Origin of the sequence: Psychroflexus aurantiacus (assembly GCF_010820555.1) — a bacterium.
GTDB classification, from domain to species: Bacteria; Bacteroidota; Bacteroidia; order Flavobacteriales; family Flavobacteriaceae; genus Psychroflexus; species Psychroflexus aurantiacus.
The window spans coordinates 125,231-140,946 of sequence record NZ_JAAIKD010000002.1 but is presented as its reverse complement, the minus strand read 5'-3'; the positions used below and the strand labels follow the sequence as shown (position 1 = coordinate 140,946).

13 protein-coding genes and 1 other RNA gene are annotated in these 15,716 nt (G+C 41.0%); 8 read left to right on the top strand and 6 right to left on the bottom strand.

Annotated features, from left to right (window positions below; genetic code table 11):
- Nucleotides 1-52: 52 nt before the first annotated feature.
- Complete coding sequence (gene fahA / locus G3567_RS03290) at nt 53-1,333, bottom strand: fumarylacetoacetase (protein ID WP_164003903.1); 1,281 nt, start codon at nt 1,331-1,333, stop codon at nt 53-55.
- Nucleotides 1,334-1,451: 118 nt separating this feature from the next.
- Between fahA and G3567_RS03285 the strand changes: the two genes are divergently transcribed.
- Nucleotides 1,452-2,735: a serine hydroxymethyltransferase gene (locus tag G3567_RS03285; protein ID WP_164003902.1), complete on the top strand. Its 1,284-nt coding sequence runs from the start codon at nt 1,452-1,454 to the stop codon at nt 2,733-2,735.
- A 209-nt stretch (nt 2,736-2,944) separates the two neighbouring features.
- On the opposite strand, the gene G3567_RS03280 is transcribed toward G3567_RS03285, so the two are convergent.
- Both G3567_RS03280 and G3567_RS03275 read right to left on the bottom strand, forming a co-directional pair.
- The gene (locus G3567_RS03280; protein WP_164003901.1) at nt 2,945-4,492 is read right to left on the bottom strand and encodes a hypothetical protein; all 1,548 of its coding nucleotides are present in this window, start codon (nt 4,490-4,492) and stop codon (nt 2,945-2,947) included.
- A 127-nt stretch (nt 4,493-4,619) separates the two neighbouring features.
- Nucleotides 4,620-5,666: a glutaminyl-peptide cyclotransferase gene (locus G3567_RS03275; RefSeq protein ID WP_164003900.1), complete on the bottom strand. Its 1,047-nt coding sequence runs from the start codon at nt 5,664-5,666 to the stop codon at nt 4,620-4,622.
- Between the two features lie 88 nt (nt 5,667-5,754).
- On the opposite strand from G3567_RS03275, the gene ffs reads away from it, so the two are divergent.
- The 3 genes from ffs (at nt 5,755) to fsa (ending at nt 7,408) form a co-directional block, all read left to right on the top strand.
- Nucleotides 5,755-5,854: signal recognition particle sRNA small type (gene ffs, locus G3567_RS03270), an RNA gene on the top strand.
- A gap of 73 nt (nt 5,855-5,927) precedes the next feature.
- Nucleotides 5,928-6,731: an SDR family oxidoreductase gene (locus tag G3567_RS03265; RefSeq protein WP_164003899.1), complete on the top strand. Its 804-nt coding sequence runs from the start codon at nt 5,928-5,930 to the stop codon at nt 6,729-6,731.
- Between the two features lie 23 nt (nt 6,732-6,754).
- Entirely contained in the window at nt 6,755-7,408 is a 654-nt protein-coding gene (gene fsa, locus G3567_RS03260; protein WP_164003898.1) for a fructose-6-phosphate aldolase, read from the top strand.
- Nucleotides 7,409-7,608: 200 nt separating this feature from the next.
- On the opposite strand, the gene G3567_RS03255 is transcribed toward fsa, so the two are convergent.
- The gene (locus G3567_RS03255; protein ID WP_164003897.1) at nt 7,609-8,628 is read right to left on the bottom strand and encodes a threonine aldolase family protein; all 1,020 of its coding nucleotides are present in this window, start codon (nt 8,626-8,628) and stop codon (nt 7,609-7,611) included.
- Nucleotides 8,629-8,792: 164 nt separating this feature from the next.
- Here G3567_RS03255 and prfB point away from each other — a divergent pair.
- The 3 genes from prfB to G3567_RS03240 all read left to right on the top strand — a co-directional run bounded on the left by prfB (nt 8,793) and on the right by G3567_RS03240 (nt 11,284).
- Nucleotides 8,793-9,900, top strand: a protein-coding gene (gene prfB / locus G3567_RS03250) for a peptide chain release factor 2 (protein ID WP_164003896.1) whose coding sequence is annotated in 2 segments (ribosomal slippage) — nt 8,793-8,855 and nt 8,857-9,900 — 1,107 coding nt in all. Because the reading frame shifts where the segments join, the coding sequence is not laid out codon by codon here.
- On the top strand, nt 9,897-10,238 hold the full coding sequence (arsC, locus tag G3567_RS03245; RefSeq protein WP_164003895.1) for an arsenate reductase (glutaredoxin): 342 nt from the start codon (nt 9,897-9,899) through the stop codon (nt 10,236-10,238). The genes prfB and arsC overlap by 4 nt, the downstream gene beginning before the upstream one ends.
- A gap of 65 nt (nt 10,239-10,303) precedes the next feature.
- Nucleotides 10,304-11,284 carry a PCIF1 family methyltransferase gene (locus tag G3567_RS03240; protein ID WP_164003894.1) on the top strand — a complete coding sequence of 327 codons (981 nt, stop codon included), beginning with the start codon at nt 10,304-10,306 and terminating at the stop codon, nt 11,282-11,284.
- Nucleotides 11,285-11,351: 67 nt separating this feature from the next.
- Here G3567_RS03240 and fumC read toward each other — a convergent pair whose 3' ends face one another.
- Nucleotides 11,352-12,743, bottom strand: coding sequence for a class II fumarate hydratase (fumC, locus tag G3567_RS03235; RefSeq protein WP_164003893.1), 1,392 nt, complete (start codon nt 12,741-12,743; stop codon nt 11,352-11,354).
- A gap of 140 nt (nt 12,744-12,883) precedes the next feature.
- Between fumC and G3567_RS13315 the strand changes: the two genes are divergently transcribed.
- Nucleotides 12,884-13,054: a hypothetical protein gene (locus G3567_RS13315; RefSeq protein ID WP_093369584.1), complete on the top strand. Its 171-nt coding sequence runs from the start codon at nt 12,884-12,886 to the stop codon at nt 13,052-13,054.
- An 80-nt stretch (nt 13,055-13,134) separates the two neighbouring features.
- Here G3567_RS13315 and G3567_RS03230 read toward each other — a convergent pair whose 3' ends face one another.
- Nucleotides 13,135-15,576 (bottom strand): TonB-dependent receptor domain-containing protein, encoded by a 2,442-nt coding sequence (locus G3567_RS03230; RefSeq protein ID WP_317164156.1) that lies wholly within the window; start codon nt 15,574-15,576, stop codon nt 13,135-13,137.
- Nucleotides 15,577-15,716 lie beyond the last annotated feature (140 nt).

The window sequence follows — 15,716 nt, the reverse complement described above, 5'->3', positions numbered from 1 at the left end:
TGTTTAATGACATGGGTTGACTAAAAAGAAATCGGCATGGAAGCCTTCCGCATTAAGACTTAAATACGGGAAGAATTTTGGTGGACACCTCTCCAAAGCCTATTCTCACTTCATGATTCTGGCAATAGCCACGTAAAATCACCGTATCATTATCTTCAATATAGCGTCGCTCCTGACCGTTTTTGAGTTTCACCGGTTTTGAACCGCCCCAGGATAATTCAAGCATGGATCCGTAAGATTCTGGCGTAGGACCAGAAATGGTTCCGCTTGCCATCATATCTCCACTGTTTACCGGACAGCCGTTAACCGTATGGTGAGCCAGTTGCTGACTCATATTCCAGTACATATATTTAAAGTTGGATTTGGTTATCACGCTTTCTTCGCCATTATCCGGCTTAATAGCTACAGATAAACTGATATCAAAGCTCTTTTTGCCTTTGGTTTCCAGATAGGGCAAAAGTTTCTTGACGGGTTTAGGTCCTTCCACACGGAAAGGCTCCAGGGCATCTAAAGTTACAATCCAGGGTGAAATTGCCGAGCCAAAGTTTTTTCCTAAAAAGGGTCCCAAAGGCTGGTATTCCCACTTTTGAAAATCCCTTGCGCTCAAATCGTTGAAAAGCACCATGCCGAAAATATAACTTTCAGCATCTTCAGAAGGAATAGGTTCGCCCAGATGGTTACTCGCCGTGGTGACAAAAGCCATTTCAAGTTCGAAGTCCAGATGCCTGGTCGGTCCAAAAATAGGTTCATCGGCTCCTTTAGGCAGTTTTTGACCCTGAGGCCTGTGAATTGGGATACCGCTGGGAACGATAGACGAACTACGGCCGTGGTATCCAATAGGGGCGTGAAGCCAGTTGGGCAGCAAGGCGTTTTCTTCATCTCTGAACATCTTACCCACATTAGTTGCGTGTTCTTTGCTGGAATAAAAATCGGTGTAATCACCCACCTGAACAGGCATCTGCATTTCTATTTCATCTAAAGTGAAAAGAACGGTATCTCTATCTTTTTGGTTGGATTTTAACTCATCGTTTTTAGCGTCGAATAGTTCAGCCACTCTGTTTCTTACAGATCTCCACGTTTTTCTACCATCGGCGATAAAATCGTTGAGACTATCCTGTAAAAAAATATCATCGGTAAGTGGTATATCCTTAAAATACCCAAGCTGGTGCAGGGCGCCTAAATCTATAGCAAAATCACCAATGCGGGTTCCAATAGTGATGATATCATCACGAGTCAAGAAAACGCCAAAAGGAATATTTTGAATGGGAAAATCTGTATTATCGGGGAGATCCAGCCATGTTTTTCTTGAGGGATCATTAGCTTTTAAGGACATAGGTTTTGGTTTTAGGATTTGAAACTAATCTTAAATCTTAGTTCAAATATATTATTTTAACCGTATTAACCATCCAAATTGGTTAAATTTGGACCATATTTAACTTTAAAATATAAGGATGAAAGATAAGGTCATTTCAGAATTAATTCTTGAAGAAAAAAACAGACAAATCAACGGTTTAGAATTGATTGCCAGCGAGAATTTTGCAAGTCAGGATGTCCTGGATGCTGCAGGTTCGGTGCTTACCAACAAGTATGCTGAAGGCTATCCCGGTAAACGCTATTATGGGGGCTGTGAAGTGGTGGATAAAGTTGAAGACCTCGCCAGAGAGCGATTAAAAAAGTTGTTTGGTGCAGAATATGTAAATGTTCAGCCACACTCAGGTTCTCAGGCCAACACCGCTGTGTTTTCGATTTGTTTGAAACCTGGTGACACCATTTTAGGTTTTGACCTTTCGCACGGTGGACACTTAACCCATGGTTCTCCGGTTAACTTTTCCGGAAAGCTTTATAATCCTGTTTTTTATGGTGTGGACAAGGAAACAGGCCTTATCGACTATGATATGGTGAGGGAAGTCGCTCACAAAGAAAAACCCAAAATGATTATTGCCGGTGCTTCTGCCTATTCCAGAGAAATTGATTACAAAACCTTCAGAGAAATCGCCGATGAAGTTGGTGCCGTTTTGCTGGCAGATATGGCTCACCCTGCCGGACTTATTGCGGCCGGATTATTGCAAAGTCCCGTAGAACATTGTCATATTGTGACTTCTACAACACACAAGACCATTCGTGGTCCGCGTGGTGGAATTATTCTGATGGGGAAGGATTTTGAAAATCCATTTGGTGAAAAACTCAAAAACGGCAACCTGAAAAAAATGTCCAGCATGCTGGACAGCTCTGTTTTTCCGGGCAATCAGGGAGGTCCATTGGAACATATCATCGCCGCCAAAGCGGTAGCTTTCGGAGAAGCACTTTCAGAAGAATTTGTAGAGTATCAAAAACAGGTGATTAAAAATGCTTCCACTATGGCCAAAGCTTTTGTGGATAAAGATTATAAAATTATTTCTGGCGGAACCGATAATCACATGATGCTTATCGACCTTCGAAATAAAAATATCTCAGGAAAACAGGCCGAAGAAGCGCTTGGAGCTGCGGGAATTACCGTGAATAAGAACATGGTGCCTTTTGATGATAAATCGCCATTTGTTACTTCAGGTATCAGAATTGGGACCCCAGCTATTACAACACGAGGTTTGCAGGAAAACGAAATGGAAAAAATCGTTGACTTGATCGATGAGGTCATCACTAATTTTGAAGACACCTCATACCTGGAGTCCATCAAAAAACAGGTACATGAGATGATGAGTCAGAAGCCATTGTTTGCTGAAACTGTAAAAGGTTAAATCAGCAGCCCGAAGAAATATATCGGAATCTCTGCTTTACAATACATTACAATCACCCCTGGCCTAACTCCCAAGGGTGATTTTTTTTGGCTTATCGTGAGCCTGCCTGCGTTTCCTTGGCAAAGGCAGGTCGTGAGTTTAAAATAAAATTAATTAACGAAAAATCCTACTAAAGACTTGTATTTAAAACTGTTCTGAAACCCCTTTTTTCATTCTTCAAACGGAATGCTTTGATAAGCCCCCAAATCCGGATTTTGAGTTCTGTCTTTTCCGAGAATATCGAAGGGAACTCTGTTGGCCGCAGCCTGATTAGCCTGGCCATCGGCAGGAGATTCATCACTGATAATCATATGATTGTCCTCTGCATTCAAAAACAATGGCGCCTCATTAAGAATGATATTTTCGAATAGTTCCGTATTCTGAAAATCGTATAAGCCGTTGTCAGCAAATCGATTAGTGGTATCATTAAAACGCAGCAGGCAGTTTTCAAATTTATAATTAAATGCAGCTTCCTCCACTTTGTTGAAGATCAGCTCAATGGATTCGTTGCCATAAATAATGCAATTGCTGAAATTGGCTTCCACTAAATCTGAAACAAACAAAGTTTCTCCTGCTTCAAGATTATTCTCGATCAATACCGCAGGAAATTGCCTGAATCCATTTTGCCAGTAATTGGCGAACGTGCAATGCCTGAAATTATAACGCCCACCGAGTGATAGGTTAAGAGACACCTGCCCACTGTTATTGATAATTAGATTTTCTGCATCAATAAATCCTGTGCGCGCCAGTAATCCTACGTTTGCTGAATTGTAAATCTGAGTATTCTTTATGGTCAGGGTAGGCTGATCACTCCCGTCGTTGGAATCCATCAAAATACCTACTGTGGAATTTTTAACAGTCACATGATCGAACCTGTGATTTGTGCTGCCCTGCGTTAACCAAATGGCGGCCCACTGACCCGGCACCTCAGAAAATTCGGGTTCAAGCCGGTCTCCTTCAAAAATAATTTCGTTCTCCATTCGCTCAGGATCCTCACTTAGCTCGCCTAAGGCATGCATAGAGGCACCGCTGGACACGATAATCCCACTGTTGTCATGAAAATGGACTCTGGCTCCTGCTTGTATTGATAAAGTCTTGCCTGAAGGGACTCCTGCAAACCCATAGATGACATAAGGCTTTTCATTCGTAAAAGTCAAATGCTCATCCTCCAAAATAAACCCGTCGATCTGAATTTCCTGTCCTTCGCCATCCAGACCAAGGCTTAGTGTTTCGGTAGAACCGTCTTCAAATCGTTCCGGAAACAAAAAATAAGCGTCCTGAACTAAGGTGACCAGTTCGACCTGCTGCATGTTGGGTCCGCTGTCAAAAAGGATTTGGTCTGTATATAAGAAAGAAAGCTGATTCTGGGCAAGATCCTGAATGTCTGCCGTCACTTCTACAAACACAAAAATACTGTCCTTAGCCAGTATATTGATGTCCTCAAGTATTTTACCGGAAACTCCATCGACATTCAGCCTGAAATTTGACTCTTGACCTTCATTTAGTTGAATTCTTGGAATTGAAATGTCCTGATCACTTCGGTTATATACCTTAAATTTATAAGTGCTTGAGCCTATATTCGTAAACACCGTATCCAGGTAAAGGGTATCCTTAGAAAATTCCAATGCTCCAAAGCTCGGCTCCAGCTCAAAATCATCCCTACAGGAGGTGAATGAAATCAAACCTATGACGAAAAGGATAATTAAGCAATGCTTCATGTGTTTATGTGTATTGGTTGTAATGCTTACACAAACTTTATAAGCATAACACACTGTGTTTAAGGATTATTATAATGGTACTGTTTTCATGACCTGGCTTAAAAACTCAAACGTTCGAAGAGCCGATTTATTTTTTTTTAAGTCTGACTTCAAAGAGTTTATTCCAGTTTTTCCCCGTTACAAAAAGTCGCTGAGAGTCTTTATGGTATGCAATTCCATTCAAAACATCAAGATTCGAGTGCTGCTTAACTTTATCGCGAAGTCCTCTAAAGTCCACCACGCCTTCTACTGCACCGTTTTCTGGATTGATAATAACGACCCCGTCTTTCTGATAGGTATTGGCGTAAATTTTTCCCTCAACCCATTCGAGTTCGTTCATTTGATTCAAAACCGCTTTATTGGTTGTGGGCTGAAGGTAAAACTCTTCTTCAAGGCTTTCTGCATTCAGTATCCAGATTTTATCTGTCCCATCACTTTTGTACAAGTGTTTGCCATCGTTACATAGCCCCCAGCCTTCTTTGCTTTCATTATAAGGAAACTTGGAGAGCAAGTCCATTGTTTTAAGGTCATAAATCAAACCTTCCTGAGCCTGCCAGGTGAGCTGATAGATTTTTCCATCCAATATCGTTAAGCCTTCGCCAAAATAAAAGGGATCCAGTTCAACTTTTTTGAGCACGTCTCCTGTTGTATACTCTACTTTTCTAAGACTGGATTCTCCACGCTGTCCAGTACTCTCATACAAAGTGTCTCCGTGAAATTCAAGACCCTGGGTATAGGCATTGATGTCGTGCGGATAGGTATTTACAATTTCGTAAGTATATACTTGAGGACGTTTGGTATTTAGAATTTTTATCGTTTCTGAAAGTTTTACTTTTTCACCTTCAATATCCAGAATAACCTGAAATTCATGATCGCCCAGCTTCATTTGAGATAAGTCAATTGAAAAGTCTTCGGAAAGCTGAACATCCTGAATACTTTTATTTTGAAATTTAATTTCTATTGAATTTACCACATGATCTTTCAGGGCTTTAATCGATCCTCTAAGCACTTCTGAAACCTTTACAGTTTTGGAATCATTTTCGAATACAATTTTAAAATCATTAGATAAATCTTCATCACAGGAAAACAAAACAAGCGTTAAAAATATGATTGCCAAGGGTTTAAAAATGCGCATAGGTTTAGTTTTGAGATACAACGTAAAAATAGGGAATTTGACCAGAAAACAACTTGTTGACTTTAAATAAGATTGTATATTTGCAGTCGGGCAAGTCCTACACAACCAGCTCCTGTCGAATTCCCCCAGGACGGGAACGTAGCAAGGGTAGATGGTCGTAGCGGTGTGATGTAGGTCGCTTGCCCTTTTTTATTTCCCAACCTTTCCCTCCATTTTTTTCTTAAGCCTATAAGTTGGATATTTGCCAAAATTCAACCCTCAATGCAAAACGTCGTTTTGATTACCGGAGCTTCCTCAGGAATTGGAAAATCTATCGGTGAATATCTCGCCAGATTCAATTACAAAGTTTATGGAACCAGCAGAACTCCAAAACACAAGGAGCTCAATGGCATTCATTTTCTTCAGCTCGATGTAACTCAGCAGGAAAGCATAAAAACAGCCGTTGAAACACTCATTGCAAAAGAAGGCCAAATCAATTTCCTCATCAATAATGCAGGCGTTGGAATCACGGGACCCCTTGAGGAAATCCCGGACGTGGAACAAAGAAAGATTTTCGAAACCAATTACTTTGGACCGCTTAAAGTGATCAACACCGTTTTGCCTCACATGAGGTCCAGACAATCAGGCTTTATCATCAATATCACTTCTATTGCAGGCCATATGGGCTTGCCGTTTCGAGGCTTTTATTCTGCCTCCAAAGGCGCTTTGGAATTAACTACGGAAGCCTACCGCATGGAACTAAAAGCCTTTGGCATCAAAATGACTAATGTGGCGCCAGGAGATTTTGCCACCAACATCGCTGCAGGAAGATTTCATGCCCCAGTTCAGGAAAACTCTCCTTACAAGGCCGTTTATGAAAGAAGTTTGAAACTGATGAATGAACATGTTAATCAGGGTAAGGATCCAAACCTGATGGCCAAAAGCGTACATGCCATCATGCAAAAGTCCAATCCTAAAATTCATTATAAGGTTGGAGATTTTACTCAAAAGATATCCGTTTTCCTGAAACACATTCTACCTGATAAAGTTTTTGAAAAACTGCTGCTTAAACACTATAAACTGTAAATTTGTAATCAAAACATATACTTATGAAATTTTTTATCGACACAGCAAATATCGACCAGATCAAAGAAGCTCAGGATCTTGGTATTCTAGATGGCGTAACCACCAATCCTTCGTTGATGGCTAAAGAAGGCATCACCGGGGAGGAAAATATTAAAAATCACTACATCAAAATCTGTGAAATAGTAGACGGCGATGTGAGTGCCGAAGTCATTTCGACCGATTTTGAGGGCATCGTTAAAGAAGGGGAAGCCCTGGCTAAACTTCACGATCAAATTGTTGTAAAAGTTCCTATGATCAAAGAAGGTATAAAAGCTATCAAATACTTTTCAGAAAAAGGAATCAGAACCAACTGTACCTTGGTGTTTTCTGTAGGTCAGGCTTTACTGGCTGCCAAAGCAGGCGCCACTTACGTATCTCCTTTCATCGGACGTTTGGACGATATTTCTACAGACGGTCTTAACCTCATCGAAGAGATCAGACTGGTGTATGACAACTATATGTTCGAAACTCAAATTTTAGCAGCTTCTATAAGACATACCATGCACATTATTGACTGCGCAAAAATAGGTGCCGACGTTATGACAGGTCCGTTATCCTCAATCGAAGGGCTGTTGAAACACCCTTTAACCGATAGTGGTTTGGAGAAATTTTTGGCAGATTACAATAAGAATAACTAAAATTCTCAACAGCATTAGCCTTGGCTTAGGGATTGAAGTGAAAATCCTGCAAGACTAAAAGCTTATAAAACTTAAGTCCGGCTAGCGCCCAAAGAAGCAAGCCGGACTTTTTAGTTTTATGCTTTTGGGCTGAAGCATTGCAACGTAAAGCCCGACCCCTCCCCAAAGCATTGGGGAGGGGTAAGCCCCAAACTATGATTCTAAAGGGACTTTAACGTTTTCAGGAAGTATTCGTGCTGATTTTCGTCATAGTCTAAATGCGTTACCAGGCGCATTTTACCATTTCCCATATTGCTGATTCTGATGCCTTTTTCTTCCAGGTTCCTCATGAATTTGATTTCATCGAGGTGAGGCTGAAGGTAAAAAATAACAATATTTGTCTCGACGTGATCCACCGCTTTAATCAGGGAATGATTGGTTAATGCCTGTTCGATATCCCTGGCTCTTTCATGATCCACTTTCAATCTATCCACGTGATTGTGCAAGGCGTAATAAGCTCCAGCGGCCATATAGCCCACCTGTCGCATACCACCTCCCAGCACTTTACGAACTCGCATAGCCTGTTTCATAAGGTCGTCATTCCCCATCAAAACCGTTCCCATGGGTGCCCCCAGTCCTTTGGATAAACAAAGGGATATGGTGTCAAATTCTTTTCCAAAGTCTTTGGGATCATGATTATTGGCCACAATAGCGTTATAAAGTCGGGCACCATCCAGGTGCAGACCCAAACCATGCTTATCGCATACCGCTCTGATGGACCGAATGGTTTCCAAGTCGTAACAGGCTCCCCCACCTTTATTGGTCGTGTTTTCCAGACAAACCAGTGACGTTAACGGGCTGTGGTAGAAATCTGGCGGGTTGATAGCTTCTTCCACAAGATCGGCGGTGATTTTACCTTTATCGCCATCTACCAGTTTACAGGAGACTCCACTGTTGAAAGAGACACCACCCCCTTCATAATTATACACATGCGCCCATTTATCACAGATGAGTTGTTCTCCAGGTTGCGTGTGCAGTTTGATGGCCGCCTGATTGGACATGGAACCCGTCGGGAAATAAAGGGCGGCATCCATACCAAATAAATCGGCCAGATAGGTCTCGAGCTGGTTGACAGACGGGTCTTCTTTATAAACATCATCGCCTACCTCGGCAGACATCATGTATTCCAGCATGTCTTTAGTAGGCTTGGTTACGGTATCACTTCTTAAATCAATTTTCATGTATGTAGGTTTAGCGTGCTTTGGTGTTATACCCGCCTGAATGAAACACTCGTGCAGGTGTAGATTTTGCTGATTAAAATCAGCAAAGGACTTTTTATTCGAAAATAAACATAATTAGATTGATGACGCAATGGATAATTTTTAAATTTGACAAAATTTCAGTTATGATTAATGCCGAGTCCATCAAAACCATCAACAAGCGTATCACTTCCCTAAACCAATATCTTTGACTTAGATGCCAAACGCATCAAAGTTGCCAACGAAGAAGAAAAAACATTTGCGCCAGATTTCTGGGATAGACCCCAGGAAGCTCAAAAATTGATGCAGGCCATCAACGATGAAAAGCAATGGATCAAAAGCTTTGATGAAGCCAGACAAAAAGTAGAGGACCTGAACGTTTTGTTTGAATTTTACGAGGATGGAGATATTTCAGAAGAAGAAATCCAGAGCAAACACGATGAAGCTTTGGAGCTGATCGAAGATCTGGAATTCAAAAACATGCTCTCCGAGGAAAGCGATCCTTTAACCGCCATATTACAAATTACAGCAGGTGCCGGAGGTACTGAAAGTTGTGACTGGGCAGAAATGCTCATGAGAATGTATGTGATGTGGGCCGAGCGCAAAGGTTTCAAAGTAAGAGAACTCAACCACCAGTCTGGTGACGTTGCAGGAATCAAAACAGTGACTTTAGAAATAGAAGGCGATTATGCTTTTGGATGGCTGAAAGGTGAAAACGGTGTTCATCGCCTGGTGAGAATTTCCCCTTTTGACAGTAATGCCAAACGGCACACCTCTTTCGCTTCGGTCTATGTTTATCCTTTGGTAGATGATACCATAGAAATCGATATAAATCCTTCAGACATCAACTGGGATTTTGCCCGATCTGGGGGTGCCGGAGGTCAAAATGTAAATAAAGTTGAAACCAAGGCGATTCTTACTCACCATCCCAGTGGTATTGTGATCCATAATTCTGAGACGCGATCTCAGCTGGAAAACAGAGAAAAAGCCATGAAGATGCTGAAATCTCAACTCTATGAAATTGAGCTGAAAAAGCAACAGGCCGCCAGAAATGAAATTGAATCTGAAAAGAAAAGCATAGAATGGGGATCGCAAATTCGAAATTATGTGATGCACCCCTATAAACTCGTGAAGGATGTGAGGACAGGACATGAAAGTGGAAATGTAGATGATGTGATGAATGGTCATATCGATTCCTTTTTGAAAACCTTCCTCATGAGTAGCGGACAGAAAAAAGATACCGATAGCTTATGATTAAAATATACCACAACCCGCGATGTAAAAAATCCAGAGAAGGCTTAGCTATTCTCGAGGATTCAGGACAAGATTTTGAAATCATCAAATATCTGGATGACGCTCCTGCCAAGGAAGAACTTAAATCCATCCTCGATAAACTGAAAATCTCTCCAGTAGAACTTGTAAGAACACAGGAAAAAATCTGGAAAGAGAATTTCAAAGGCAGGTCCCTGAGCGATTCAGAGGTCCTCGACGCTCTTCATGCGTATCCCAAACTGATAGAACGGCCAATAGTAGTGAACGGTCAGAAGGCTGCCATTGGAAGACCTCCGGAAAAGATTAAAGGAATTCTTTAAGATTTATTCAAAGTCTTCCCACTGAAGATCTTTATAGTTTTGAGGCTCTCACAAAAGCAAAATTCATGAAATCCTATACAGTTACCTCAGAAGTCCTTACTGAATATAAACACTGGGCCTTAAGCCGGAAGATTCTCCATGAAATTTTTGCTAGCCTTTCCTCCAAAGCTAAGCGTTCTCAGGTAAAAGCCGGACTTGAAAACACGCTGATGAATCTGCTGTTCACTCACCAGACTTCCGGTGCGGATTTATTTATGAAGACCGATACGGATACCATTACTTCAGGCTTCGGTTACGCTGACTTACGTTTGAACCCCGAAGAAGCTGAGGATTGTCTTAGGTTAATCAAAAATACCTTCAGCAATACTACTGAAAGTGTCACTGGCCCTGAAATTGTAAAAGTCAGTTCAGATGCATTTGAGGCTGGGGATTTCAAACTTGAACGAAACCAGTATATCGACAAAGCTTTCAATTTTGTCAGGTCAAAAACGGATGAAGAAACAGCCGCAAATGCCGTGTTAAGATCTGCTTTGAGGTATGCTTCGATTTATGCTGAAACGCGGCACATTGGTCCACCCCAAGAGGTTTATGACCTGTTTTATGACTGGGGCATAAGAAATGAAGGCTTTGCTTCTCCATTCAATGCCAGAGTACTCGGTAAACCAGAGGCTAAGTTTTACAGTCTTTTTAAGGATACAGATGAAATCTTTGGCAGTGCCGGCAGTTTTTTTAATCTCGATAAACCCCAAAATCCAGGCCACTGGTGTTTAGATCCACCGTTCACCAAAGAATTGATGACCAGTGTGGATTCTATTCTAAAAGACTGGCTGGCTACATATACAGATTTAAGCGTTCTGCTTATCATTCCGGAAAGCCATACTCCTGCCAACAGACCGGATGAGACCGTAACATTAAAAAAAGGCATTCATTATTATGAAGGCCTGGAAGGGGTGCTTAAAGCCTTACCTGTAAATGTCTGCATTCATCGGTATGGAAACCTAGAAGGCTTTTCGGCAGAAGCAATCCTAAGGGGATATTCAAAATAAAAAACGGGTTTGAAATAATTTTCAAACCCGTTTTTTTGATTAAAGGACGATACCCCAAACCATGCACTTAAGAATTCGTCATCGCTTTTGGATCTACCCACTTATCGAATTCTTCTGCGGTGGTATATCCCAGATTAACCGCTTCTTCTTTTAAAGTGGTCCCATTTTCATGGGCTTTATTAGCGATTTCTGCGGCTTTGTAATAGCCGATTTTGGTATTAAGGGCTGTGACCAGCATCAAGGAATTATTGACTAACTCATTGATTCGCTCCTGGTTTGGTTCAATTCCTGCCGCACAATTTTCATCAAATGACACACAGGCATCCCCGATTAACTGGGCCGACTGCAAGACATTGGCAGCCATCACAGGTTTGAAAACGTTAAGCTCAAACTGACCCTGCATACCTCCTACGCCTACGGCAACATCATTACCCATTACCTGAGCACAAACCATGGTCAGGGCTTCACACTGGGTAGGATTGACTTTCCCTGGCATGATTGAAGATCCTGGCTCGTTGGCTGGAATGCTGATTTCCCCTATGCCACTTCGCGGACCAGATGACAGCATTCTAATATCGTTTCCTATTTTATTAAGCGATACCGCAAGTTGTTTCAATGCACCATGGGTTTCTACCAAGGAGTCGTGAGCCGCCAGTGCTTCAAATTTATTTTCTGCGGAAACAAAAGGCAAATTGGTGAAATCTGCGATATACTTCGCCACCTTCTCAGCATAGCCTTCCGGAGTATTAAGGCCGGTTCCAACAGCTGTTCCTCCAAGTGCGAGTTCCTGCAGGTGAGGCAGGGTATTTTCCAAAGCCTTCAGACCATGATTAAGCTGGGAGACGTAGCCGCTGAATTCTTGTCCGAGGGTTAAGGGCGTAGCGTCCATGAAATGCGTTCTCCCGATTTTTACAACCTCTTTAAAGTCTTCAGCCTTTTTTTGCAGCTGATCTCTCAATTGAGAAACGCCTGGAATAGTAACGTCGACTATTTTCTTATAAATCGCAATATGCATGCCGGTTGGGAAGGTGTCGTTGGAAGACTGAGATTTATTCACATCATCGTTTGGAGACACAAATTTATCGCCTTTCCCTAGCTCATGTCCCTGTAACTGGTGAATTCTATTGGAAATCACCTCGTTCACATTCATATTGCTCTGCGTTCCGGAACCTGTCTGCCAGATGACCAGCGGAAACTGATCATCGTGCTGACCTTCCAGAATCTCATCACAAACCTTGGCGATAAGATCTCTTTTTTCTTCTTCAAGAACGCCCAATTCGGCATTGGTATAAGCCGCTGCTTTTTTCAAATAAGCAAAGCCATAAATTATTTCCAAAGGCATGGAAGCCTGGGGACCAATTTTGAAATTATTCCGGGAACGCTCGGTTTGAGCAGCCCATAATTTATCGGAGGGCACCTGAACTTCGCCTATGGTATCTTTCTCTATTCTGTAAGACATGGTATGATTTTTTTGTTTGTCAAATTTAATAAATATTACATGGAGTTGATTCTAAAACACAATTTCAGAACAATTATTTTTAAAAACATGAGCCTGTAATTCAATGTTTATTTATCTTTGTCGAAACAAAAATTATTCTGATGTTCGAATTTGATCAATATTTAGGGTTTTTACTTTTTCTACTCATCTTAACTATCGGGTTTTGGTTAATGATATTTTTAACGGCCATCATTCCTTACTGGATTGGAGGTTCTTTAATGGAACGATTGAAAGAAATCAAAGAGGGTAAAAAGAAGAAGAAAGACGACTAAGTCAAACATATTTTTTTATAAAAACAGAAAAGGCAGGAATTCATTTCCTGCCTTTTCTGTTTGTGATATATCCTCAGATACTAGAACTCGCCTTCATCGTAATCTTCGTCACCACCTCTTCTCTGGTCTTTCTTTTGCTGGTTAAACCTGTACACTACAGTAGCTGTAATTTGTCTCACTCTCCACTGTGACGACGTGGTAGAAGTGAAATTTTCTGTCACTGTAAATTGATCCCGTTTCCTGGAGTTGAATAAATCTCTGATATTCAAGGATACCGTCAAATTTTCTTCTTTCAAAAAATCTTTGCTAAAACCCAAATCGACTGAAGCAATAGGATCGGTTTCTGTTTGAGCATTTTGTCTTGGCCCTCGGTAAAACGCATTGGTCTGCCACTGGATTTTACCGGGAAGAATGATATTGGAACTGAATCTGCCAAAATAACTTTCATTAGTAGCTCCGTAACTTATACCTTCAAAACTTCCTTCTGTTTTAAATTTAAAGTAATTGAAACTTAAATTTGTTCTTAACCATTTCACCGGATTGTATAAGACCCCTACTTCGGCGCCATAACGCTCTTCGGTGGAAAGGTTAATGGGAATATTTTCAATGATAGGAATACCATCTTCTTCAGTAAGCCTTCCTGTATCTCTTTCAACACGCTCAAAAGCATCCGATTCTCTTTGAAAATACGCGGAACTTGTTAACGTCAGTTTTTCCCAACGTTTCAAATAGCCTAAATCAAAGGCATTGGCGAATGAGGGATTCAGATCCGGATTACCCTGAAAGACATTAATTCTACTGGATTGGGATGGAAACGGATTTAAATACCAGCTTCTGGGTCTGTTAATTCTTCGGTTATATCCTAAAGTCACATTTTCATCCTCTCCAAGTTCGTAAACCAAATTAACGGTTGGAAAAAGACCATCAAAATTCTTATCAAAATCAAAGCTTCTGTCAAAATTTTCAGGAACCAGCGGTATGGTGTTCCCTTTCAGTTGTGTGTTTTCATACCTTAAACCTAAGAGGTAAGAAAACTTACCCATCTTATCACCAAACTGCGTGTACACGGCAGTCACATTCTGCGTAAAATTAAAATCACTGGAAACGAACTCATCTGTAACAAGTTCTCCGGTTTCAAGATTTCTTCTTTGAACCAGGAATCCTTGTGTCTGGTCTTCATAATCCCCTCGAAATCCTGCTTCAAACTGAGCGTCTCCTATAGGCAGGACGTAATCTGCCTGAATAAGAAAACCCTCTTCAAATTCTGTTTCAAGATTATCCTGGAAAGCAACCAGTGAATCTACTGGAATGGTTTGATTTTCATTGATAATAGCGGTTTTGGTTTCATCAGAGTTGGAATATTGTAAGTCAGCTGTAAGTTTGTGATCCCTATTGTCTTTGTCAAACCTTTTCTCGTAGTTCAATGCATATTGATAACGCTCATCCTCTTCCAGCTCTTCTTCTATTCTTTCGGTAGTACTATTCTCTACACCGTCATCAAATCTTCTGTTGATATTGGTTGAGACGTCTCTATCATCGCCAAGTCTGGTAAAAAAACTGGCCGTAATGGAAGACATGTCATCAATGAAATATTCTACACCAGCATTCAAATTGAAGTTTTGACCGGTTCTGTCAAACTCTCTGTTTTCTATAATTCTATCAAAATTAGAATTGCCTGTATATCTGACATCAGAAAATGAATTCCCGGGACTTACTCTGTCGGTAAAGCCAAGACTTGTAAAGACATTAAAATTATCTGTTCTCAAATTTAAATCTGCAAAAGCGCCGGAATTTTTAGGATCTCCAAGAGTCCCTCGTATGGAACCATTAAATCCTAAAGTCTTTTCTCTTTTCAAGATAATATTGATGATACCCGCAGTACCCTCAGCATCGTATCTGGCTGAAGGGCTGGTGATGACTTCCACAGATTCAATGGCATTGGCCGGAAGCTGCTGAAATACATCCTGATCTCCAAAACCTGCGATGGAGGAGGGTTTACCGTTAATAAGAATTCTTACATTCGAGTTTCCCCGTAAACTGATGGCTCCATCTATATCTACAGTTACAGAGGGTACATTCCCTAATGCATCACTTACGGTACCACCGGAGGTCGTTAGGTCTTTTCCCACATTATAGATCTTTTTATCCAGCCGGACTTCTACCTGAGTTGTTTCAGCAACCACAGTAACTTCATCCAGACTATCTGCTTTGGCGCCAAGTTGAATGATTCCCAGATCGGTATCTTCGGTAATAGTGAAATTATTGATTTCCCTGACTTCAAACGAAATGTATTCTATCTCAAGATTGTAGGTTCCTTTTTCCAACATAATAGAGAATTCACCCTTACGATTGGTGACCCCTCCGTTTACTATGGCTCCATCCTCCATACTTTTTGCTGAAATAGAGGCATATTCCAAGGGATAATCCATAGTCTTGTCTATTACTTTTCCGCTTAACTCATATTTCTGTGCAAATCCTACAACAGGAAGAAACGCAAGTATGATCAATATCTTTTTATACACTGCTTTTTTGTTTAAAGTTCATTACTAGGACTTCAACAAATAAATTGAGTTTAATCGGATGTCGTTAAAGTTGAGTTAACAGTTTAAAGGACTGATTCGTCAAGGAAATTCAATCATTTTTTTGTGAGGTAACTTGGTAG

What these genes read in the sequence shown, in the direction of transcription:
- fahA (WP_164003903.1), bottom strand. Translation starts at nt 1,333, where the DNA reads ATGTCCTTAAAAGCTAATGATCCCTCAAGAAAAACATGGCTGGATCTC.
- G3567_RS03285 (WP_164003902.1), top strand. Translation starts at nt 1,452, where the DNA reads ATGAAAGATAAGGTCATTTCAGAATTAATTCTTGAAGAAAAAAACAGA.
- G3567_RS03280 (WP_164003901.1), bottom strand. Translation starts at nt 4,492, where the DNA reads ATGAAGCATTGCTTAATTATCCTTTTCGTCATAGGTTTGATTTCATTC.
- G3567_RS03275 (WP_164003900.1), bottom strand. Translation starts at nt 5,666, where the DNA reads ATGCGCATTTTTAAACCCTTGGCAATCATATTTTTAACGCTTGTTTTG.
- G3567_RS03265 (WP_164003899.1), top strand. Translation starts at nt 5,928, where the DNA reads ATGCAAAACGTCGTTTTGATTACCGGAGCTTCCTCAGGAATTGGAAAA.
- fsa (WP_164003898.1), top strand. Translation starts at nt 6,755, where the DNA reads ATGAAATTTTTTATCGACACAGCAAATATCGACCAGATCAAAGAAGCT.
- G3567_RS03255 (WP_164003897.1), bottom strand. Translation starts at nt 8,628, where the DNA reads ATGAAAATTGATTTAAGAAGTGATACCGTAACCAAGCCTACTAAAGAC.
- arsC (WP_164003895.1), top strand. Translation starts at nt 9,897, where the DNA reads ATGATTAAAATATACCACAACCCGCGATGTAAAAAATCCAGAGAAGGC.
- G3567_RS03240 (WP_164003894.1), top strand. Translation starts at nt 10,304, where the DNA reads ATGAAATCCTATACAGTTACCTCAGAAGTCCTTACTGAATATAAACAC.
- fumC (WP_164003893.1), bottom strand. Translation starts at nt 12,743, where the DNA reads ATGTCTTACAGAATAGAGAAAGATACCATAGGCGAAGTTCAGGTGCCC.
- G3567_RS13315 (WP_093369584.1), top strand. Translation starts at nt 12,884, where the DNA reads ATGTTCGAATTTGATCAATATTTAGGGTTTTTACTTTTTCTACTCATC.